Here is a 21,798-nt window from a genome sequence, read left to right on the forward strand (position 1 = left end):
ATATGGCATGATACAATATAGAGAATATAGAACGTTAGAACAAGGATGGTGTACGTGTAATGGCAATCAGATTAATTGTAAAAGAACCGGATGAAGTATTGCACAAAACAGCGAAAGCTGTAACCAAAGTAACCCCGAATGTCCAGAAGCTTCTTGATGATATGGCGGATACGATGTACGATGCGGAAGGGGTTGGCCTCGCTGCGCCGCAAGTAGGAATTCTGAAGCGTCTGATCGTTGTAGATGCCGATGAGGAGCACGGCCTGATCAAGCTGATCAATCCGGAGATCATAAGTACAGAAGGCGAACAGTTCGGACCGGAAGGCTGCCTAAGCATTCCGGGACTAAACGGCGATGTCCGCCGGGCAGAGACGGTAACTGTACGCGGTCTTGACCGTGAAGGCAATGAGGTTACCATTACGGGCAGCGGTCTTCTGGCCCGCGCATTCCAGCATGAAATTGACCATCTCAACGGTGTCTTGTTTACCGATATTGCCGAGAAGGTCTACGAGTACACTGCTGAGCACAGCGAGTCCGGGGAGTGATCGGAATGAAGATTGTATTCATGGGCACACCGGCTTTTGCCGTGCCTTCCCTGAAAATGCTTGTGGAGGAAGGCTATGATGTAGTGGCTGTAATTACACAGCCCGACCGGCCGCAGGGCCGCAAGAAGACGCTTATGCCTACTCCGGTCAAGGAGGCTGCCCTATCACTCGGGCTTCCGGTGCTGCAGCCGGAACGGCTGCGCCGGCCGGAAGCGGTGGCAGAGCTTGCAGCCTATGCTCCTGATCTGATTGTTACAGCCGCTTACGGCCAGATTCTGCCTAAAAGTGTGCTTGATCTGCCACGCAACGGCTGCGTTAATGTCCATGGCTCATTGCTGCCGAAATACCGCGGGGGTGCGCCGATCCAGCGCTGCATCATCAACGGGGAGACAGTAACCGGTGTAACTTTGATGTATATGGCTGAGGGGCTGGATACCGGTGATATGATTTCCCGTGTCGAAGTACCGATTGGAGATGAGGATACCGCAGGCGATCTATTTGAACATTTGAGCCTGGCCGGACGCGATTTGCTTAAGGCGGAGATGCCGAAGCTGGCAGCGGGCCGTGTTGAAGCAGTGCAGCAGAATGACAATGAAGCCACCTATGCGCCTAACCTGAGCCGTGAGGACGAGCGGATTGACTGGAATGTCGGTTCACGTGAAATCTACAACCGGATCCGCGGGCTTGTCCCGTTCTCCGGGGCGTTCACCCTCTGGAACGGTGAAACCTTCAAGGTATGGGCGGCTTCTAAGCCTGCTGACCAGCAGTCTGCAGCTACCAAACCACCAGGCACAGTACTTGCAGTCAATGAGCGCGGTGTAGAGGTGAGCACCGGTGACGGTTCACTGCTGCTGACCTCTGTGCAGCCGGCAGGCAAAAAAACGATGAGCGCCGGTGACTTCAGCCGCGGTGCGGCTATGAGTCCCGGGACGGTGCTGGGTTGAGCGCGGGCATGAATGGAAGCGGCGCGGGAGGCAGCGGACAGCGGACTGGACGAAATGGCGATTCCGCCAAGCCGCAGGGCCGCCGTGTGCAAGGCGGAAGCGGACCAGCCGGGAAGGGTGCGGACAGGGGAACCCGTCCGGCAGCTTCATCCCGCGCTGTGGCGCTTGATGTGCTGGTCCGGGTAGAGCAGGAGGGTGCCTACAGTAACCTGCTGCTGAACAGCAGCCTGCAGAAATCCGGGCTTAGCCGTGAGGATTCCGGGCTGGCTACAGAGCTCGTATATGGCACTTTGTCACGCTTGATTACACTGGATTACGTGCTTGAGGATTTTGTAAGCAAGGGGATCGCCAAGCTGACGCCTTGGGTACGCAATCTGCTGCGGCTGAGCCTGTATCAGATCATGTATCTGGACCGTATTCCGCCGCATGCTGCCGTCAATGAGGCGGTTAATATAGCCAAGAAACGCGGTCATCAGGGCATCTCCGGGATGGTTAACGGAGTATTGCGCAGCGTGCTGCGCGCCGGTGAGCTGCCGGTACTGAAGAAGGGCCTCAGTGAAGCTGAGCGGATCTCCATCCTCTACTCCCATCCTTTATGGATGGTAGAACGCTGGGCGGCTGAGTATGGAGCCGGAACTGCAGAAGCGATGTGCGCCGCCAATAATGAACCGCCGGCTGTCAGCGTCCGGGTGAATACGACAATGATCAGCCGGGACAAGCTGCTTGAAGAGATGCAGGAGTCGGGAATAAATGCGGCTGCTTCGAGGTTAAGCCCTTACGGCATTGTCGTTAAGGGAGCCGGCAATCTGGCGTTAACCTCCTGGTATTCGGACGGTTATCTGTCCGTCCAGGATGAAAGCTCCATGCTGGTTGCGGAAGCTGTCGCTCCGGAGCCCGGCATGAGAGTTCTTGACTGCTGCGCCGCCCCTGGCGGCAAAAGTGCCCATATGGGCGAACTGATGAAGGACGACGGCTATATCTATGCCAACGATCTTCATACCCACAAGGCCAAGCTGATCTCCGATCAGGCAGCGCGCCTTGGGCTGGACTGCATTACGACAGGCAGCGCAGATGCGCTTGAGCTTGCCGGTGAGCTGCCGGCGGAGTCGTTCGACCGGATACTGCTGGATGCGCCGTGCTCCGGGCTGGGGGTAATCCGGCGCAAGCCGGATCTCAAATGGCGCAAGCAGCCGGAGGATGTGGACAGCATTTCCGGACTGCAGGCAGAACTGCTGCAGTCCGTCTCCAGACTGCTGAAGCCCGGAGGGGTGCTGGTTTACAGCACCTGCACAACGGAGCAGGCGGAGAACAGTGCAATCGTGGCCGCTTTTCTGAAGCAGAACCCGGACTTCGTACCGGTAAGCTTCAGCTCGCCCGTATGGGAGCGGACCAAGGATACGGCGCTTGCTGCCGGCGACGGCATCCAGCTGCTGCCGCAGCATTTCGGCAGCGACGGATTCTATATCGCCCGTCTGCAGCGACTCTTGTAAGTTAGCAGAATGGCTGAATTTTAACAGAGGTCCCGCCCGCAGATTCTGGTGCGCGGCGGGCTTTTCTTTTACCGTCTCTGAATTTTGTGTTAAAATAGGAAGAATGAGAAATAATACGCATATCCTTGTGAATATAATTTGATGAAAGAACAGGTGCTAATAATAATGAAACCTTTAATATATGATTTTACTTTGGAAGAATTGCAGCAATGGGCAAAGGACAACGGAGAACCGGCTTTCCGCGGGGGACAGATCTTTGACTGGCTCTACGTCAAGCGGGTTAATGATTTTGAATCGATGAGCAACCTGTCCAAGGCGCTGCGTGCAAAGCTGGATGAACAGTTCAGAATCAACGCCCTGACTGAAATTACGAAGCTGGAGTCCAAGGACGGAACAGTGAAATTCCTGTTTGGCCTGCATGATGATCATGCAATCGAAACAGTTATTATGAAACACAATTACGGTAACAGTGTATGTGTTACGACTCAGGTAGGCTGCCGGATCGGATGCACATTCTGCGCCTCCACGCTGGGCGGGCTGAAGCGGGACCTGACTGCCGGTGAAATTGTTGCACAGGTGGTTCGCTCCCAGCAAATCCTGGATGCCCGGGGTGAGCGTGTCAGCAGTATTGTAATCATGGGTACAGGCGAGCCGTTCGAGAACTACGATGCTACCATGAGATTCCTGCGGCTGATGATCCATGAAAAAGGGCTGAATATCGGACAACGGCACATTACCGTCTCTACAAGCGGTATTGTACCGAACATCTACAAATTCGCCGACGAAGACACCCAGATCAATCTTGCGATTTCTATCCATGCGCCTAATGATGCGCTGCGCTCCAAGCTGATGCCGGTTAACCGGCGTTACCCGTTTGACGATGTAATTGAATCACTGCGTTACTATCAGGCCAAGACAGGCCGCCGTATCAGCTTCGAATACGCTCTGATCGGCGGGGTTAATGACCAGCCTGAGCATGCCAAGGAGCTGGCAGGTGTTCTCAAGACGATGCTGTGCCACGTCAACCTGATTCCGGTCAACCATGTGCCGGAGCGCAAGTACGTGCGGACTTCCCGCAATGATATTTTTGAATTTCAGCGTATCCTGGCCGACCATGGCGTGAACGTGACAATCCGCCGTGAGCAGGGCCATGATATTGCGGCCGCATGCGGACAGCTGCGCGCCAAACATATGGAGTTGGGGTGAGGATATTTGATCAGAACAGTTCATGCCAGCGATGTCGGACGGGTACGCACCGTCAATGAGGATTCGGTCTGGATAGGCGCCACGCGCCACGGTTATACCCTTGGTATTATTGCCGACGGGATGGGGGGACATCTGGCCGGAGATACAGCCAGCCAGCTAGCTCTGGAGACCATGCGGAACACGCTGGATGATCTGCCGCCTGAAAAGGCGGGCGGAGAGCTCAGTGAAGCATTGTCTTCCGCAATCATTGAAGCCAACCGTACGGTCTTTATTGAGTCATCCCGTGATGAGAAGTACCATAACATGGGGACTACTGTCGTTGCGGCTTTGCTTAACGGGGCTGAAGGTTATATCGGCCATATCGGGGACAGCAGAGCTTATCTAATCAAAGACAGTGCCGCAATTCAGTTAACCGAGGATCATACGCTGGTCAATGAGCTGTTCAAGAACGGCCAGATCAGCCTGGAGGAACTCGGCAGCCATCCGCGCCGCAATGTGCTGCTCAGGGCATTGGGAACGGATGCCGAGGTAAAGGCGGATTTGGCTCCTGTAAGCCTTGCTCCAGGTGAGCTGCTGCTGCTGTGCAGTGACGGCCTGAGCAATTTTGTCAGCCAGGAACATCTGGGCAAGGTCGCGGGTATCCACGAGATCCCTTTAGAGGAAAGAGCGGACCGCTTACTTCAACTGGCATTGCTTGCCGGTGGCGGCGATAATATCAGCGTCGCTATGTTAGAACATCAAGGAGAGGCCGCTGTGCCCGAGATAAAGGAGTGGAACAGATGATCGGTCACGAATTGGGCGGCCGTTACCAAGTCATCGAGCGGATCGGGGGAGGCGGCATGGCGCTTGTCTACAGAGCCCATGACATCCTGCTTAACCGGAACGTCGCCATAAAAGTACTGAGAAACCAGTTTGTGCATGATGAGGAGTTTATCCGCCGCTTCCGGCGTGAGGCGCAGTCTGCTGCCTCCTTGTCGCATCCCAACGTGGTCAGCATCTACGATGTAGGTCAGGAAGAGGATGTGCATTATATTGTTATGGAATATGTGGAAGGCAAGAACCTGAACGAGATTATCAAAGAACGGGCACCGCTTCAGGTAGATGAAGCCATAAGGATCGCTTCACAGATCTGCGATGCGCTGGATCATGCCCATCAGAACCAGATCATCCACCGGGATATCAAGCCTCATAATATTCTGATCGGCCGTAACGGGAGGGTCAAAGTAACAGATTTCGGAATTGCCCGTGCGGTTACTTCAACCACCATAACGCAGACAGGCTCGGTAGTCGGCTCAGTTCACTATTTTTCACCGGAGCATGCCAAAGGGGTAACGACCGGGGAGAAATCCGATCTGTATTCACTCGGTATTGTACTCTACCAGATGTTAACCGGTGTGCTGCCTTTTTTGGGTGAAAGTCCGATCAGTGTAGCGCTCAAGCATCTGCAGGAGGAATTTGAGGAGCCGCGCGTGCTGAATCCGCTTATTCCGCAGAGCGTTGAGAATGTAATCCTTCGTTCCATGCGCAAAAATCCGGACGAGCGCTATCAGTCAGCTAAGCAGATGCTCCATGATCTGGAGACCTGCCTGCTTCCGGAACGGCGCAGTGAGGCCAAGGCATCATTTCATGATGACGATGATGAAGAACGGACCCGTATTATTCCGGCAATTAAGCCGATCCAGCATACACTGGGCAGCCGCAGCGGAGGCGGAGAGGAACGGATGCGCCGGATTGAGGATGATGAGGACATTCCGGCCCAGCCAAAAGGGAAGCGGAAATGGGGTATGCCGGCATTATGGATCGGCTTAACGCTGCTCCTGCTGATTGCAATGGGCAGTGTGGCCTGGTATGTGCGGTCACAGCTGGTTGTTGCAGAAGTAACCGTGCCTAACGTAACTAACCATACGCTTGAAGAGGCGACCGCAATGCTTGATGAAATCGGGCTTATAGTGGAAGATCCGGTTGTGCAGCTCTACAATCCTAACTTTGGCGAGAATGTCGTCTGGGAGCAGAATAAGAAGGAAGGCACTGTGGTCAAGGAAGGCACTCACATTATTCTTACGGTTAGTACGGCCAAGCCAACTTCGAATGTGCCGAAGCTTACCGGCGGAACTTATGAGGATGCAGTAAAAGCATTGGTAGCGGATGGTGTGGACCAAAGCCGGATCAGCCAGGACCCTCGGTTCAGTGAAGACTTCCCTGAAGGCCAGGTTATAGGCTCTGAGCCGGCGGAAGGTAGTGAGTATGATCCGGATACAGCCTCTTTTGTCATATTTGTCAGCAAAGGCCAGGAGAGCAAGCCGATGCCTGACTTGACGAACAAGACACAGAAGGAAGCCAAGGCCATTCTGGAAGAGATGGGACTGGTTCTGGATGAAGTCAGCGAGGATACCAGTTATTCTATCGAAAAAGGAAAAATCACCAAGCAGTGGCCTTATGAGCAGGGGGATCTGGTATCCCCGGGCGATAAGATCTCTGTATCTTTAAGTACCGGATACCCGCCGGAAGCGCTGAATTATACATTCAACGTGCCAGTGGCGCCATCCAGTGAAGGTAAAAAGACCAAAATCCGGATTGTCTATTCCGATGCCCGCAATAACGGTGAGCCGCAGGAATGGGGAACACGGACAATTGCTAAGACCCAGGTACTGTCCGTGAATCTGGTCCTTGCACCTAATAAGGACGGGGCGGTTTCCATTTATCAGGACGGTGAATATATCGAGGCCTTTGAAGTCCGATATTCAGATGCGAAGAATGGTACGGTCCAGCAGCCTGAGCCGCCTGCAACACAGACACCTGAGCCGACCGTTGCGCCGACCCAGGCACCGCCAGATCCGACAATCGAGCCGGAGATTCTGCCGCCGGATTCCGGAGAAGGAGAGAATACGGGTGAGGTTGACCAGACCGGATTTCTGACAGATGAAGCGGTCCAGGCCAAGCAAGCCTCGAATGGTAAAGGCAACGGGAACGGTAATAATAAAGACAAGAGTAAAAACCATTAACAGAGATAAGCTGCAGTCATTCCTGTACAACAGGGCCGGCTGGAGCAGCAGGGTGACCCGGGTTGAAACTAAGCTTGGGTCATTTGTGCAAAATCAGGAGAGGAAGGCTCATTATGTATGCCTGAAGGTATAATCATTAAAGCGCTGAGCGGCTATTATTACGTGAAGCCGCTGCATGACGGAAACATTGTGACAGAAGAAGAGGCTGTTCAGTGCAGGGGCCGGGGAATCCTGAAGAAAAAAGGGACTTCACCGCTCGTAGGCGACCGCATTATGTATATTCTGACCGAGAACGGCGAGGGGATGGTTGACGAAATCCTGCCCCGGGAATCCGAGCTGATCCGGCCGCCGGTTGCCAATGTCAAACTGGCGGTGCTGCTATTCTCGGTTCGTGAGCCGGATATGAACCTGAACCTGCTGGATAAATTTCTGGTACATATCGAGCACTCCGGCCTTGAGCCGCTGATTGTTCTGACCAAACAGGATCTGGCAGAGGATGACGGGCAGGCAACGGCCCTGGTGAAGGAGCTGTATGAAAAAATCGGCTATGAGGTACTGGTCACAAGTTCTCTTAACGGCTCAGGCAGCGAGGAGCTGAGAACGAGACTGGCCGGGGTCATCAGTGTGTTCTCCGGACAGTCGGGTGTCGGCAAATCAACGCTGCTGAACCGGCTTGTGCCCAGCCTTGAGCTGGAGACAGGCGAAATCAGCATGCGTCTGGGCCGCGGGCGCCATACGACCCGTCATGTCGAACTGATCGATATCGGCAGCGGGGGGTTCGTGGCGGATACTCCCGGCTTCAGCCAGCTGGATTTTCTGGAACTGGGAGTGGAGGAGCTGTCTGTCTGCTTCAGGGAGTTCGCCTCCTATGCGGAGAGCTGCAAGTTTCGCGGCTGCAGCCATCTGCATGAGCCAGGCTGCAAGGTCATAGAGGCCTGGCAGGCCGGAGAAATTGCGGACAGCCGCTACGAGCATTACAAGCTGTTTTATAATGAGATGAAGGACAAGAAACGGAGGTACTAACTTATGATCTTACTAGCCCCATCCATTTTATCCGCTGATTTTGCTGCCCTCGGTGCTGAGGTTGCTGTTGCAGAGACTAGCGGCGGAGACTGGATACATGTTGATGTAATGGACGGCCATTTTGTGCCGAATATTACACTCGGCCCTCCGATTGTCAAAGCAGTAAAGGCACATACGTCTTTGCCGCTCGATGTTCATTTGATGATTGAACACCCTGAACGTTATATCGCGGACTTTGCTGCTGCCGGCGCCTCCGTTATAACTGTACATGCAGAAGCCTGTGTTCATCTTCACCGGGTGATCCATCAGATCAAAGAGCTGGGCCTGATGGCAGGTGTAGCCATTAACCCGGCAACGCCGGCTTCGGCAGTCCGTGAAGTTCTTGAGGATGTGGATATGGTACTGGTAATGACAGTAAATCCAGGTTTTGGAGGACAAGCTTTTATTCCGAATACCCTGCGCAAAATCCGGCAGATCCGTGAATGGGCTGCTGAAATCAACCACCATAATTTGCGGATCGAGGTGGACGGCGGTATAGCAGAGGATACAGCAGGACTGGTGGCTGAGGCAGGCGCAGATGTGCTGGTTGCCGGCAATGCCGTATTTGGACGTCCTGACCGTGCAGCCGCCATACAGGCCATCCGGGAGGCTGCAGAGGCTGCAGTCCGATAGTTCAACTGAGGTAAGCGTTAAGGGGATTAACCGATAAAGGTTATAGGCCAAGTTATGGCCGCATAAATATGGTTACATGAGCAGAAATCTCATGTAGCCTTTTTTTGTACTTCAAGGGAGGTCTGCACCTCGTCAGGGTTATATGAGTAATATGAAATCCGGGTAGTCTCCTACCGTACGGCAACAATTGATGGGAGGGTTAATAATGAAATTTTACACGTTTAAGCTGCCAAGATTTTTGGGAGGTTTTGTTAAAGCAATCTTGAACACGTTTCAGAAGAGCTGAGTTTATAACAGAACAGAAAACATGAAAAAAAGCACCTTACGAATGTAAAGGGTGCTTTTTGCTTCATTCATATGAAAGATCGCTTGATCCTGGAAAAATTCCAAGACTAAACGCGCTCAACTTTACCGGCTTTCAAAGCACGGGTGCTGACGTACACGCGTTTCGGTTTGCCGTTCACAAGAATGCGGACCTTCTGAACGTTAACTCCCCAAGAACGACGGTTGCGGTTGTTAGCGTGAGACACGTGGTTACCGCTGCTCGGCTTCTTGCCAGTTACTGCACATTTGCGGGACATAGATTACACCTCCTTGTTACTTACACCTGCATAAAACAATACTTAAATATAATATCACAGCAAAATTTGCTTCGTCAACCAATTCAAAAACATTTATTTCTTTTAGCTCTTATAGTACAATATAAATTAGTGCATTATGTCCAGTTAATCATCGAATTGATTAGGCATGAAGTTAGGAAGGGGAATTCTCATTGAGTAAGCGTTCTATAAACGGAGCAGATTTTACCGCAATGGTACTTGCCGGCGCGGAGAAGCTGCAGCAGCATGCAGAGCACGTCAATTCCTTGAATGTATTTCCGGTACCGGATGGAGATACAGGAACAAATATGAATCTGACGATGACCGCAGGTGCGAACGAATTGAAAAAGAATAATACCGCCTCGGTCGGTCAATGTGCAGGAGTACTCTCCAAAGGCCTGTTGATGGGCGCACGGGGGAACTCCGGCGTTATTTTGTCACAGCTGTTCAGAGGTCTTGGACGCTACGCCGCCCAATATGATGAGCTGAACACGCAGCAGTTCGCAGCAGCGCTGCAGACCGGTGTGGATACAGCCTACAAAGCAGTGGTCAAGCCTGTAGAAGGCACCATTCTTACCGTTGCCAAAGAAGCAGCCAGACATGCCGTCTATTTTGCGCGCCGTACTACCGATATTACGGAGCTGATGACGGAAGTGCTGGCCAAAGCCAAAGAAGCGCTGGCTAATACCCCGGAGCTGCTGCCTGTTCTGAAGCAGGTCGGAGTAGTGGATTCCGGCGGACAGGGTCTGGTCTACATTTATGAAGGATTCCATCAGTATCTGACCAGCGGAAGCACGGCTGTGCAGCACACCGTTCAGGGACAAGCTCCCGCACCTGCCGCAGCGGCACCTGTGCTGACCAAGCCGGTAAATGTACCTTCATCTGTGCAGTCCTCTGCCCAATCCCAGCTTCATACGGAAGATATTGAGTTCTTATATGATATGGAGTTTTTCATTAACCGCCAGCTTGGCGGTACTGGTGCAAATTTCGATGAAGATAAATTCCGGAAAGCGTTATCAGTCAATGGCGACTCGATTATCGTCATTTCCGATGACGAAACCATTAAGGTTCATGTGCATTCGAAGACTCCGGGTGATGTGCTTAATCTCGCGCTTCTGTACGGGGAAATCACACAGATTCATATCCTGAACATGCGTGAGCAGCATCGTGACCTGCTGACGGCCGGAATGGATATTGCGCCAATGCCTGAGCTGTTCGCCGAGATTCCGAAGGAGCACAGCACGGTGCAGGCACCTGCGGTTCCTCCGGCAGATGATCTCGCTCCTTACGGCTTCATTGCTGTATCATCCGGAGACGGCATATCCGAGATTTTTAAAAGTCTTGGCGTCGATGTCGTGCTGGCCGGCGGGCAGACGATGAATCCGAGCACCGAAGACTTTGTCAATGCGATTTCCTCGATCTCTGCCAAGCATGTATATCTTCTGCCGAATAACTCTAATATCGTCCTTGCAGCACAGCAGGCCAAAGACCTGCTTGAAGGCGAACGTGAGGTTACTGTTATTCCAAGCAAGAGTATTCCGCAAGGGATTGCCGCAGCGTTTGCCTTCCAGGAAGATGACGCCGTTGAGACCAATACGGAAAGCATGCTGGAAGCCATTTCCCAAGTGAAATCAGGACAGGTTACCAATGCGGTCCGGGATACTGTTATTGAAGAGCTGGAGATTAAATCCGGACAATTCATCGGGATTTCCAATTCGAAGATTGTAGCGGCATCCGACGAATTGCTGGCGGCTAGCCAGGCGCTGCTTGCTACAATGCTTATTAATGGTGATGAAATTGTCACCGTGTTAACCGGCGCTGAAGCTGATGATGATGTTACCGAATCGCTCGTCAGCTGGCTGGAGGAAACTTATCCGCAAGTGGAAGTGGAAGTACATGAAGGCGGACAGCCGCTGTACTACTATCTTTTCTCAGTGGAGCCATAGGTTGATATTATAGTTTGGGGAGGAAATCCATGAATCGTACGGTTATTGTCACAGACAGCACATCAGATATCCCGCCGTCATTGGCGGAGGCATACGGCATTGAGGTCGTGCCGCTAACGCTAATGTTTGGCGAACAGGCTTTCCGGGATAATCTGGATATGACACCGGAGCAATTCTATGAGCGTCTTCCCCGCTCACAGCAGCTGCCGACAACCTCGCAGCCTTCACCGGTTGAGTACATGAATGTGTACCGCAGCATCATGGAGCGCTATCCGGACAGCCCGGTTTTGTCCTTTCATATTTCATCCGGGCTAAGCGGAACCTATCAGTCTGCAGTGCTTGCCAAGTCGATGCTTGAGGAGGAAGGGGACCATATCACAGTAGTGGATTCGCTGTCCGCTTCCTACGGCTTCGGGTTCATGGTAGTAGCTGCAGGCCGGATGGCTGCAGAAGGCAAAGGTCCGGCTGAAATACTGGAGGCTGTCGAGAAGCTGCGGCAGTCCCGCAAGCTGTACTTTCTGGTCGATACGCTCGAATATTTGCAGAAAGGCGGCAGAATCGGGAAGGCGTCTGCTTTTCTCGGCACCCTGCTGAATATCAAGCCGATCCTTTCCATTGACGATGAGGGGATTATCTATGCGGTGGAAAAGGTCAGGGGCCGTAAAAAGGCGGTAGCCCGGATGATCGAGCTGTTCAAGAGCGATCTGCCGGGTATACACAAAATCAACGTGGCCGTGGGTCATACGGCGGAACCGGCTTACGGCGAAGAATTTCTGAATGAACTGGCCGGGCACTTCACTCTGGAAGAGAAGGTGCTGACCAACATTGGTCCGGTCGTAGGCAGCCATGTCGGCAACGGAACGCTAGCCGTGTTCATTTGGCCCGCGTAAATAGGGGATGAATAAGCTGCTATCACTTGATCAAATTGAAGTTAAACAAATAAATGGCGTGAGCGCACAAAAGCAAAGTGAGCTTCACGCCTTTGGCGTCTTTACAGTTAAGGATCTGTTGGAATATTATCCGTTCCGCTACGAGGATTACCGGCCAAAGTCGCTGAGTGAGGTCAAGCATGGCGATAAAGCAACCCTGATTGCCAAAGTGATCGGCATTCCGGTATTGCAGCGGTACGGAGGGAAATCGCGGATCAGCTGTAAAATGGTGGCTGAGCCCTGGATGTTCACAGCAACCTGGTTTAATCAGCCTTATGTCCGCGAACAGCTGACTGCAGGCCGTGAGATTGTCATCTCCGGCAAATGGGATCAGAAGCGCAGCCAGATCACGGTATCGAATTATGAATTCCCGGACCGTGGTGAGGGCAAGACCGGGACACTGCAGCCGGTTTATTCGGTAGGGGGCAAGATCACCCAAACTTGGCTGCGCAAGGTGATCAATCAGGGAATGCAGCAGTACGGCGAGCTTATACCGGAGATTCTGCCTCAGGTTATCATGCGTAAATATGATTTTATGCCGCGCAAAAAGGCTATTGCCACGATTCACCAGCCCGAGGATACACGTGAAGGCCAGCAGGGACGGCGCCGGATGGTCTATGAGGAGCTGTTCCTGTTCCAGCTTAAGGTCCAGGCGTTCCGCGTGCTGAATCAGGGCAGAATGGATGGTGTACGGCATACGGTTGACAATGCGACTGTTCGCCAGTTCGTGCGGAGCCTGCCGTTTGAGCTGACAGATGCCCAGAAGCATGTAGAACTGGAGATCCTGCAGGATATGCGCTCCGCTTCCTGTATGAACCGGCTGCTGCAGGGAGATGTTGGCTCCGGTAAAACGGTACTGGCTGCCATTGCACTGTATGCTTCCGTTAAATCGGGATTTCAAGGGGCGCTGATGGTGCCGACTGAGATACTCGCAGAGCAGCATATGCGATCCCTCACAAGGATGTTTGAGCCCTTCGGCATTACGGTCGGACTGCTGACGGGCAGTGTCAGCGGACGCAAGCGCAAGGATTTGCTGGCTTCCTTGCAGATAGGGATGCTTGATATTGTCGTGGGTACCCATGCATTGATCCAGGAGGATGTGTTCTTCCGTGAGCTGGGTTTGGTTGTGACGGACGAGCAGCACCGGTTTGGCGTTAACCAGCGAAGCATCCTCCGGCGTAAAGGATACAATCCTGATGTGCTTACAATGACGGCAACACCCATACCGCGCACGCTTGCCATAACCGTGTTCGGCGATATGGATGTGTCCACATTGTCAGAGCGTCCCAAAGGGCGTGTGCCGATTACTACTTACTGGGTCAAGCATGATCTGATGGAGCGGGTGCTGAAGCTGGTGAACCGTGAAGTGGATCAGGGCAGACAGGCATACCTGATCTGTCCGCTGATCGAGGAGTCGGAGAAGCTGGATGTGCAGAATGCAATTGATCTTCATGTCCAGATGTCACAGGCCTTTCCGGATTACAGGGTTGGCCTGCTGCACGGCCGGATGACTCCGGCGGAGAAGGACGAAGTGATGCGGGCTTTTTACAGCAACGAAATCCAGCTTCTCATCTCCACTACAGTGGTAGAGGTTGGCGTTGATGTCCCTAATGCGACGCTTATGATTATTATGGATGCTGACCGGTTTGGATTGTCGCAGCTGCATCAGCTGCGCGGGCGGGTCGGACGCGGCCAGCATGCTTCCTATTGCGTGCTGGTGGCAGATCCGAAATCCGAAATCGGCCGGGAACGGATGACAGCCATGACAGATACCGATGACGGATTCGAGGTCTCCCGCCGCGACCTGGAGCTGCGCGGGCCGGGTGATTTCTTCGGAACGAAGCAGAGCGGCCTGCCGGAATTCAGACTGGCGGATATGACCGCCGATTTCGAAGTATTGGAGCAGGCGCGTGATGATGCCGCTATGCTTCTCAAAGACACCACCTTCTGGACCTCGGCTGATTATGCGCCTCTGCGCAGCTATTTGCAGGCCGAGCAGATATTCCAGGGGGAAATCATTGATTAAATAGGCACATGCGGCGGTTAGCCCTCATATACTGTGAATGATTGGATATGACGGGAGGTGCTGCATTTGGGTTATCAGCAATATGGAATCAGTCCCCAGCTGGTGGAGCGCATCAAGCTGAAGATGAAGAATCCGGCGGTCAAGGAACGGATTAAGAACATGATTAACGGTATTTCCAAGCAGGAGCTGCAGGATACTGCAGTAGTTCGCAGGCTTGTGCGCAATGCTGCAGCAGTACTTAACGAGAAGCTGACCGGAGCGCATGAGGAGCAGATTGTAAAGTTCGTCATCGCCCAGAAAATTGATCCGAATAATACCTTTCACCTTATCCGCCTGTGGGGGATGTTCCGCTGAGCCGGGAGAATGCCGGAGTATCAAGAACAACAAAAAGACGTTTCCGCAAAGAGCTGCGGGAACGTCTTTTTGTCAAATAATAGCCGGCTTGCTGGATACTTAGCTGATTTTGCGTCTCACCCAATCTGTAATGCTGTCCGGCTGGTTGCTGGTCACGGTAATTTTGCTGTTCTGGTCAAAGGAACGGACAATGGAAGTAAGTGCATCTTCCTCAAGCTTGCTCGCCAGACAGAACAGTACGCCGGGCTGGCCATCCTGATTGCCGGGCCGGATCAGCTTGGCATCCCTCTTGAGCGAGTGCTGGAGCGCCTTGCGGATGTCCTCACAGCGGCTGCTGGTAATCCAGACAGCCCTGGAGCGGGACAGGCCGCGCAAGGAGAAGCGCACACCCTCAAAGGCGAGCAGATAGGCGATAATACTGTACATCGCCTGATCCCAGCCGAACAGCATGCCTCCGGCAAGCAGAATGCAGCAGTTAAACAGCATGATGACCACTTCGGCTGATTTGGCGGGGCCTCCGTCAGTTAACAGAAAGCCCTGCTCCCTGGCATTCCCGGAAAGTCCGCCTGAACGGATCATGATACCGATTCCGAGACCAAGGCAGAGTCCTCCGGCAACAGCAGCAATTAACGGATCAGCAGACACTGCGGGAAAATGGTGCAGCGCCAATGAGCCGATTGTCAGGCAAAACAAGCCAAGTAAGGTATAGAGCGCAAAGCGCAGGTTAATCTGCCTGCGTGACAATAGAATAAACGGCAGATTGAACAGAAACAGGAACAGGCCAAGCCGCATTTCAGTAAGATGGGCCAGCAGCGCTGACAAGCCGGCAATACCGCCAAGCACAAGCTTATGCGGCATTAGGAACAGCTCAAGTCCGACTGCAGCCAGCAGGCCTCCGCAAATCACACAAAGGATACGGATCAGCTTGGTCCGGCCAGAGGCCGGAAGTCCATGACCTAAAGGTTGATTCATCCAAGGGTTCCTCCTTCGGCAGGGAAACTGTATTGTATGCCGCCGAAGCGGCAGAGCAGTAAGGTTAGTATATAAAGGCAGTATGACAGTTGGATGATCTTTAGCATTTAACATAATTCGACGTATATTTGAGCGGCCTGAGCAGAAGCTGTTTCAAACGGTTGTAGAACAACGGATACAGCAGGACGAAGCAGACAGGCAGCCCCATGTCCTGAGGGACAGGCAGAGGGTTTCCATGATGAGCATTACGCATAATCGGCACCGATTTCGGCAAAGGCCCATGTAATCGGGCCGGCTGTGTCATTTTGTGCTCATAACGTTCAATATGCGGATATTGCTCAGGCTCGGCATTGCTGACCGCTCCGGCTGAGGCTGTGAGTGTTATGAGAAGCAGAAGCGGAGCCAGTGCTGCGCGGAGCCAGACTGTAAGCGGTTTAGCTGCTAAATATGCCATTTTGGAAACACCTCCTTGCTGTATCTTGTAGTTTAAGCATACCATATGTTCTATGTCAGAACCAATTGATTGACGGGTTTTAAAGCCCGGAAAGTGCCGAAATAACGAAGTAGCAACAGTAAATAAGTGATTATGAGAGTAAAAGGGAATTTGAAATATATTTTTTGCCAAAGATGCGCTTAATTTACCCGGGATGGATTATTTACAGGCTTGCCATTTTTCGGAACCGCATAAAAAAACCAGCAGTGGCTCCGATTAAACGGTCCATCCGCTGGTTTGCCATTAGTGCATTGCATATAAAATACTGCCTACAGCACACGCTGCATATGAAGAATAACGTTATGCCAATAGCCGGTATCGAGCTCGCTGATCTGTACACCGGGTTCGCCCCAGGTATGAATGAATTTTCCGTCACCGATATAAATGCCTACATGGCCGGGAACGGCATCGCTCTCAAAGCGTCCTGGAACAGTGAAAAAAATCAGATCTCCGGCTTTAAGGTCATCACGGCTTACCCGCCGGCCCTGATTATCCTGATCCCGCGCAAGACGCGGCAGCTCCACACCGAATTTTCTAAATACGTGGCGCGTAAAAGAGGAGCAGTCAAATTTCTTGGTCTCCTCATAGGAGCCGGCTCCGAAATCATATGGAACGCCGAGAAACTTTTTGGCATAGGCCACTAGCTCACCGGTATCCACATTAGAAGCACTCTGAATCCGCAGTGTATTAGTCGTACCCTGACCAGATGCTTTGCCATTTATAATTCCGGCATCTTTGTCGGTCGGAGCGGCAATATTGATCTCGCCCGTAGTCGGATTCCAGCCAACTTCAGTCTGCAGCAGCTTTGATAAAGAAGTCGGCGTAATATAGATCTGGCCGTCCCGGCGGATCGGGGCATCGGGCAAGGTTACTTTATCGCCAAGTGAGAATACCTGGGCAGAATTTGGCTTCAGCATATACATTACATCGGTATAGCCGATTTTGGCGAAACCCCCGCTGGAGGTGTCATCCTTCATCCGGTATCCCAGGGCGGCGGCGGCAGGTTTCAGCGGAATCCAGAATTTCCCCTGGTCGTCCTTAACATAAGCTTTTTCGTAATAGCTGCCGGCAAAAGCGCCGGAAGGTGTGATTGCGTTAGCCTTGGGCTTCTGATCGTTCTGATAATACCCGCATGCACTGCCTGTAAGGGAAAGTGCAATTAAAAGTGCGGATGCTGCTGATTTTTTGTATATTGTCCTTTTCATATGTCACGCTCCATCTTCAAACTGTAGCTTCAGTTTGTGCAAAACGGAGGCTTTTATAAGAGTGAACTTAATGGATTTGCTTCCTGTTCCTGCATGGCACGCAGATTTCGTAGGAATCTGCCGACATTGTGCGCATTTTGTAATATCTGGATTGCTGATTAACGATTGACGTATAAACAACCTACATATAATATAAGTTTAATAGATTTGCTGTATTTGATGGGAGATTCGTGTAAGCTATTGCTTTAATGCTTTTAAAGATGAAAGCGATAATGCTGAGTCGCTCACTTTGATACACGCGCTGATACCGTAAACAGAAAAGGGGATATCTGATGAAAAAATCGAAACTTTGGGCCGGTCTGGGCCTGTGCCTGATGCTGGTTGCAGCAGGCTGCGGAAACAACAATGCGGTTAACACGGGATCAACGAATAGCGGCAATGCAACGGCTGCAACGGAGGCACCAGCCAATGCGGGTACTGCTGATGCCAAATCTTACAAAATTGCGATCTCACAGTATGTAGAACATCCGTCACTGGATGCAACACGCGAGGGCTTCCTGGCTGCATTGAAGGACGCTGGAATTGTAGAAGGTGAGAACCTGACAGTGGACCTTCAGAACGCCCAGGCGGACCAGGCGAATAACCTTTCAGTTGCCCAGAAGATTGCCGGAGACAAAAATGATCTTGTTCTGGGGATTGCAACGCCGTCCGCCCAGGCGCTTGTACAGAATGTGAAGGATACACCAATTCTGTTCGCAGCTGTAACCGATCCGCTGGATGCCAAGATTGTGAGCGATCTGGAGCATCCAGGCGGCAACGTCTCCGGTGCTTCGGATACTAATCCAGAGGCTATTACACGGCTGATGAATTTTATCGCTACCCAGTTCCCTGATGTCAAGAAGCTCGGGCTGATCATCAACGAAGGCGAACCGAACGCTGTAGTTATGGCTGGTATTGCCAAAGAAGAGCTGGACATGCACGGCATCGAACTGGTGAAGGCGGCAATTACAAACACCTCCGAAGTGAAGCAGGCCGCAGAATCCCTGGTTGGCCGTGTAGATGCATTCTACATTACACTGGATAACTCGGTTGTAAGCGGTGTGGATGCCATTATCCAGACGGCAAACGACAACAAGCTGCCGTTCTTCTCCGCTGACCGTGACACCGTTGAGAAGGGTGCTTTTGCAACAGTTGGCTTCAAGTACTATGACCATGGCTACCAGGTTGGTGAAATGGCAGCAGACGTACTGAAGAACGGCACAAGCCCTGGTGATATGAAGGTGTCCATGCAGGAGAAGCTGGATCTGATTCTTAACCTCAAGGCAGCAGCAGCCCAAGGAATTGAAGTAACAGATGCCATGAAGGCTGAAGTGGCCGATCAGGCGAACAACATTATTCAATAAGAGCCAGACATTATAATGGGGCGATTCCGGACGGGACGCCCCTTGCCGCTTGAAGGAGGAAGTCACCTATGTATAATTCAATGCTCGGAGCTCTGGAAATGGGCCTCTTGTACGCGTTTATGGCTCTAGGGGTATATATTACGTTCCGGATTCTTGATTTCCCGGATCTGACTGTAGATGGAAGCTTTACAACCGGCGGGGCAATTGCTGCTGTCATGATTACGAACGGTTCTGCACCCTGGCTCGCTACTCTGTGTGCACTTGGCGGCGGTATGGTGGCCGGGATGTGTACGGGACTGCTGCACACCAAGGGCAAGATCAACGGTCTGCTGTCAGGGATTCTCATGATGATTGCGCTTTATTCAATCAACCTGCGGATTCTGGGCAAACCGAACGTCTCACTGATGGGTGAAGACACATTATTCAGCTCTATTAATCCGCTGCTCGTTATGCCGTTTGTTGTTATTCTGGTCAAGATTCTGATGGACCTGTTCCTGCGGACAGATCTGGGACTTGCCCTGCGGGCAACCGGTGACAACGCGCGGATGATCCGCAGCTTCGGTGTTAACACAGATACTACGACTATTCTCGGCATCAGTCTGTCGAACGGCATGGTTGCACTCTCCGGTGCACTGATTGCCCAGTATTCTACTTTTGCCGATTCATCTATGGGTATTGGTATGATTGTTATCGGTCTTGCCTCGGTTATTATCGGGGAAGCAATCTTTGGGGCCGGAAGCGTCTTCCGGGCTACGCTGGCTGCTGTTCTCGGCTCGATTGTATACCGTATCGTTGTAGCACTTGCGCTCCGGGTGCCATGGCTGGAAGCCTCGGATCTGAAGCTGATTACCGCCATTATCGTTATAATTGCCTTGTTGTTCCCTTCAATCCAGCGGTATCTGAAGACGAAGAGCACCGCACGCAAACGCACAGCAGAGCTTGCAGAGCAGGCTTTGCGCAGCAAGAAAGGGGGAGCAGCTAATGCTAAAGCTTGATAATGTCTCCAAGCTGTTCAATCCCGGCACCCCGGATGAGAAGATTGCCCTGCTCGGAATAGACCTGGAGCTGCAGGCTGGTGATTTCGTAACCATCATCGGCAGTAACGGTGCAGGCAAATCAACCTTGATGAATATCATTTCCGGTGTGATGAAGCCGGATCTCGGAGAAGCGCGGATCGAAGGGAACTCCATCAGCCATCTTCCGGAGTTCCAGCGGGCCCGCTGGATCGGCCGGGTCTTCCAGGACCCGATGGCCGGTACAGCCCCGCATATGACGATTGAAGAGAATCTCGCGATGGCCTATAAGCGCGGGCAGAGCCGCGGCCTGGCCTTCGGAGTGAATGCGGCCAGACGTACTGTGTTCCGTGAACAATTGAGCCGTCTGGGCATAGGTCTTGAGAACCGCCTGCGGGCTAAGGTAGGGCTGCTGTCCGGCGGTGAACGGCAGGCGCTCAGCCTTCTAATGGCGACCTTTACACAGCCGCAGATTCTGCTGCTGGACGAGCATACGGCAGCGCTTGACCCTGCCCGTGCTGATCTGATTACGAAGCTCACAGAAACCATTGTACGGGAAATGAACCTGACGACACTGATGGTCACTCATAACATGGAGCAGGCCATCCGTCTCGGTAACCGGCTGATTATGATGGACAAAGGTTCAATCATTCTGGATATCGACGAATCACGCAAGAAGGATTTGACCGTTGAGCGCCTGCTGGGTGAATTCGAAACCATCAGCGGGCACAAGCTGGCAGATGACCGCATGATGCTGGGATAAAGATTACAGACAGATTATCCTCGGAAATTTGGAGATGAAGACTTGAACACAGTTAAGCAATGACCTTTGACTGTGGCTCAAGTCTTTTTGTTCTAAATGAAGTTTTGTAACCTGTGTTGACTGTTTCAGATATTGGAATACAATGGATTAATGCCCAGCGGCATGATTTAGAAGGAGGCGGTGCTAATGGAAGCTTTAACATACCGGACAGAAATTAGAGGGATAATGCCTAATCGTCCATAAACTGCATAGTTCCCTCTCGGATGAGGTTGTTCTTTATGCAGCATCATATTTACAAAATGACAGATTACAGTGACACCCAGCTTGAACAGGTCCGCAGTCTGGAGCGAATGTGCAAGACCGCTGACAGATCCAGTCTGCGGGTAGGCGTAGAAAGCCTGAAGGAAACCGGTGGTGATGAAGCCTATCTTAGCCTGAGCGGCGGCCGGCTAACGGGATTTCTCAGCTGGTATACTTCAGACGGCATAGAAGCAAATCTTAATGCGATGGTTCATCCGGACTTCCGGCGACAGGACATCTTCCGCAGACTGCTGCAGCAAGCCGCGGGCGATATGCGCAAGCAGGGGCTGGCCACCTGCCGGATTCGGGTTTCCGCCGACTCTGAGCCGGGGATTCTAGCCGCGCGTGAGTTAGGTGCAGTATTTGCAGCTGCCCAGTATACAATGCTGCTCAACCGCAGGAAGATGCCTCCATCCAGTGAGTCAGCTCCTCAGGCAGATCATCTGGTTATCCGCCGCGAAGAGGCGCAGGATTCGGAATTCATGGCAGCTTGCCTGTCGCAGGCTTTTGGTGACTCTGAAGAATGGACGCGCAGCTACCTGGCACATACCGCAGCTCCGGACCGGGTAACCTATATTGCTGAATCCGGCTATGAACCAGCCGGAATGATCCGCATTCATTATCCGGGGCATTCGCTGGCCGTTATCCATGATTTTTGTGTCTTGCCTGCGCAGCAGGGCAAAGGAATCGGCAGGCAAATGTTATCTGCAGTCGTCGATCTTCTTAAACAGCAGGCAGAACTGATGGTTCGGCTGAGCGTAGTTACTGATAACATCCTGGCCTTGAAGCTATACGAGAATTCCGGTTTTGAAATAACGGCTGAGTCGCATTATTATGTGATCCCGTTAAGCCGGTTGAGCTGAATACGAGGACACCAACGGACCGCTGCAGGTTGTATCCTGCGCGGTCCATT

The 21,798-nt window shown here is 52.3% G+C and carries 21 protein-coding genes; 17 read left to right on the plus strand and 4 right to left on the minus strand.

Translation table 11 applies throughout. The annotated features are described in order from the left end of the window. The first annotated feature begins 59 nt into the window (after nt 1–59). The 9 genes from def (at nt 60) to spoVM (ending at nt 9,168) form a co-directional block, all read left to right on the plus strand. A complete protein-coding gene (def, locus tag AC4G46_RS13675) occupies nt 60–545 on the plus strand; it encodes a peptide deformylase (protein ID WP_090716579.1) in 486 nt (161 codons plus the stop codon). Between the two features lie 5 nt (nt 546–550). Continuing rightward, on the plus strand, nt 551–1,489 hold the full coding sequence (gene fmt / locus AC4G46_RS13680; protein ID WP_491128412.1) for a methionyl-tRNA formyltransferase: 939 nt from the start codon (nt 551–553) through the stop codon (nt 1,487–1,489). Between the two features lie 8 nt (nt 1,490–1,497). Then, entirely contained in the window at nt 1,498–2,979 is a 1,482-nt protein-coding gene (rsmB, locus tag AC4G46_RS13685) for a 16S rRNA (cytosine(967)-C(5))-methyltransferase RsmB (protein ID WP_491128413.1), read from the plus strand. 165 nt (nt 2,980–3,144) lie between these two features. After that, entirely contained in the window at nt 3,145–4,185 is a 1,041-nt protein-coding gene (rlmN, locus tag AC4G46_RS13690; protein ID WP_221799460.1) for a dual-specificity RNA methyltransferase RlmN, read from the plus strand. Between the two features lie 6 nt (nt 4,186–4,191). Beyond that, on the plus strand, nt 4,192–4,968 hold the full coding sequence (locus tag AC4G46_RS13695) for a Stp1/IreP family PP2C-type Ser/Thr phosphatase (protein ID WP_491128414.1): 777 nt from the start codon (nt 4,192–4,194) through the stop codon (nt 4,966–4,968). Then, entirely contained in the window at nt 4,965–7,187 is a 2,223-nt protein-coding gene (gene pknB, locus AC4G46_RS13700) for a Stk1 family PASTA domain-containing Ser/Thr kinase (protein ID WP_491128415.1), read from the plus strand. Before AC4G46_RS13695 ends, pknB begins: the two co-directional genes overlap by 4 nt. Before the next feature lie 117 nt (nt 7,188–7,304). Then, the gene (gene rsgA, locus AC4G46_RS13705; RefSeq protein ID WP_491128416.1) at nt 7,305–8,210 is read left to right on the plus strand and encodes a ribosome small subunit-dependent GTPase A; all 906 of its coding nucleotides are present in this window, start codon (nt 7,305–7,307) and stop codon (nt 8,208–8,210) included. A 3-nt stretch (nt 8,211–8,213) separates the two neighbouring features. Further along, a complete protein-coding gene (gene rpe / locus AC4G46_RS13710; RefSeq protein ID WP_491128417.1) occupies nt 8,214–8,882 on the plus strand; it encodes a ribulose-phosphate 3-epimerase in 669 nt (222 codons plus the stop codon). A 205-nt stretch (nt 8,883–9,087) separates the two neighbouring features. Then, the gene (gene spoVM / locus AC4G46_RS13715) at nt 9,088–9,168 is read left to right on the plus strand and encodes a stage V sporulation protein SpoVM (RefSeq protein WP_020431362.1); all 81 of its coding nucleotides are present in this window, start codon (nt 9,088–9,090) and stop codon (nt 9,166–9,168) included. Between the two features lie 106 nt (nt 9,169–9,274). Here the strand turns inward: spoVM and rpmB are convergent, their stop codons facing one another. Continuing rightward, complete coding sequence (gene rpmB / locus AC4G46_RS13720; protein WP_036686205.1) at nt 9,275–9,463, minus strand: 50S ribosomal protein L28; 189 nt, start codon at nt 9,461–9,463, stop codon at nt 9,275–9,277. Nucleotides 9,464–9,654: 191 nt separating this feature from the next. Between rpmB and AC4G46_RS13725 the strand changes: the two genes are divergently transcribed. The 4 genes from AC4G46_RS13725 (at nt 9,655) to AC4G46_RS13740 (ending at nt 14,736) form a co-directional block, all read left to right on the plus strand. Further along, nucleotides 9,655–11,427 (plus strand): DAK2 domain-containing protein, encoded by a 1,773-nt coding sequence (locus tag AC4G46_RS13725; protein WP_491128418.1) that lies wholly within the window; start codon nt 9,655–9,657, stop codon nt 11,425–11,427. Nucleotides 11,428–11,456: 29 nt separating this feature from the next. Further along, on the plus strand, nt 11,457–12,317 hold the full coding sequence (locus AC4G46_RS13730) for a DegV family protein (protein ID WP_491128419.1): 861 nt from the start codon (nt 11,457–11,459) through the stop codon (nt 12,315–12,317). Between the two features lie 7 nt (nt 12,318–12,324). After that, nucleotides 12,325–14,382 (plus strand): ATP-dependent DNA helicase RecG, encoded by a 2,058-nt coding sequence (recG, locus tag AC4G46_RS13735; RefSeq protein WP_491128420.1) that lies wholly within the window; start codon nt 12,325–12,327, stop codon nt 14,380–14,382. Nucleotides 14,383–14,448: 66 nt separating this feature from the next. Then, entirely contained in the window at nt 14,449–14,736 is a 288-nt protein-coding gene (locus AC4G46_RS13740) for a stage VI sporulation protein F (protein ID WP_491128421.1), read from the plus strand. Nucleotides 14,737–14,835: 99 nt separating this feature from the next. Here AC4G46_RS13740 and AC4G46_RS13745 read toward each other — a convergent pair whose 3' ends face one another. The 3 genes from AC4G46_RS13745 to AC4G46_RS13755 form a co-directional block, all read right to left on the minus strand. Beyond that, nucleotides 14,836–15,708 carry a YitT family protein gene (locus AC4G46_RS13745; RefSeq protein WP_491128422.1) on the minus strand — a complete coding sequence of 291 codons (873 nt, stop codon included), beginning with the start codon at nt 15,706–15,708 and terminating at the stop codon, nt 14,836–14,838. 100 nt (nt 15,709–15,808) lie between these two features. After that, a complete protein-coding gene (locus AC4G46_RS13750; protein ID WP_491128423.1) occupies nt 15,809–16,162 on the minus strand; it encodes a hypothetical protein in 354 nt (117 codons plus the stop codon). 308 nt (nt 16,163–16,470) lie between these two features. Next, the gene (locus AC4G46_RS13755; protein WP_491128424.1) at nt 16,471–17,406 is read right to left on the minus strand and encodes a C40 family peptidase; all 936 of its coding nucleotides are present in this window, start codon (nt 17,404–17,406) and stop codon (nt 16,471–16,473) included. 332 nt (nt 17,407–17,738) lie between these two features. On the opposite strand from AC4G46_RS13755, the gene AC4G46_RS13760 reads away from it, so the two are divergent. The 4 genes from AC4G46_RS13760 to AC4G46_RS13775 all read left to right on the plus strand — a co-directional run bounded on the left by AC4G46_RS13760 (nt 17,739) and on the right by AC4G46_RS13775 (nt 21,748). After that, nucleotides 17,739–18,809 (plus strand): ABC transporter substrate-binding protein, encoded by a 1,071-nt coding sequence (locus AC4G46_RS13760; protein ID WP_491128425.1) that lies wholly within the window; start codon nt 17,739–17,741, stop codon nt 18,807–18,809. A gap of 68 nt (nt 18,810–18,877) precedes the next feature. Then, nucleotides 18,878–19,804 (plus strand): ABC transporter permease, encoded by a 927-nt coding sequence (locus tag AC4G46_RS13765; RefSeq protein ID WP_068727508.1) that lies wholly within the window; start codon nt 18,878–18,880, stop codon nt 19,802–19,804. Next, nucleotides 19,791–20,585, plus strand: coding sequence for an ABC transporter ATP-binding protein (locus AC4G46_RS13770; protein ID WP_491128426.1), 795 nt, complete (start codon nt 19,791–19,793; stop codon nt 20,583–20,585). The genes AC4G46_RS13765 and AC4G46_RS13770 overlap by 14 nt, the downstream gene beginning before the upstream one ends. A gap of 278 nt (nt 20,586–20,863) precedes the next feature. Further along, nucleotides 20,864–21,748: a GNAT family N-acetyltransferase gene (locus AC4G46_RS13775; protein ID WP_491128427.1), complete on the plus strand. Its 885-nt coding sequence runs from the start codon at nt 20,864–20,866 to the stop codon at nt 21,746–21,748. Nucleotides 21,749–21,798: the final 50 nt, after the last annotated feature.

Source organism: Paenibacillus sp. fava2 (genome assembly GCF_058313675.1).